Genomic DNA, 632 nt, shown 5'->3' with positions numbered 1-632 from the left:
ACGTTGAAGACCGTGAAGCGCTTCAGAAAGGGTATGGCGCGGGCGTCACCGCCTTCGCGATCGGCGCGCCAGCGCTCGTCCTTGGGCGTGAACCGGGCGGCGTAGACCACCATCGTGCCTTGCTCGCCGCAGCGGACGGAGCCGCCGAGCGCCCGGACCTGGTTGAAGGTGAGCCAGCGCTGGGTGGCGTAGCCGTGGGCGACGGCGGCGTCCCAGAGCAGCATGACGTTGATGCCGCTATAGGCCCGGGCCGTACTGGCGTTGCGCGGCATCGCGATCGTGGCCGTTCCAGGTCCCCTGCCCCAGGGTTGGACCCACGGGACGCAGCCGGCCTCGAGCTGGGCGATGATCCGGTCGGTGATCTGCTGTTAGAGGTTGGCGCGCTCGGCCGGGGCGACAGGCGCGTCGGAGATTGCAAGAGCCATCTGGGTTCTCCGCGACGGCCGCCGGAGGCCTCTCCCCCGGTCCGATCCGTCACGCGGCGCCCTGCTCTCCTCTGACTCTGGCCCCGACCAGGGCAGACGAGCTGCAGGCAGCTATCCGGGAAGAGAAAGAGGACCAGCGCGCTCGGACGGAGGCCCTACACATCGGAGCACGACGGCCCGACTGATGAAATCGCGGCAGCCTGCGAG

General features: G+C 69.5%; 1 protein-coding gene. It reads right to left on the bottom strand.

Annotation, left to right across the window (positions count from 1 at the left end; genetic code table 11):
- Positions 1 to 350 (bottom strand): ArdC-like ssDNA-binding domain-containing protein (locus NS334_RS17230; RefSeq protein WP_428835076.1); only part of this gene is annotated, 350 nt, incomplete at its 3' end.
- Between the last annotated feature and the right edge of the window lie 282 nt (positions 351 to 632).

The sequence above is a fragment of the Sphingomonas endophytica genome, from assembly GCF_001476895.1.
GTDB lineage: Bacteria > Pseudomonadota > Alphaproteobacteria > Sphingomonadales > Sphingomonadaceae > Sphingomonas > Sphingomonas endophytica_A.
This window is presented reverse-complemented; position numbering and strand designations above follow the sequence as displayed.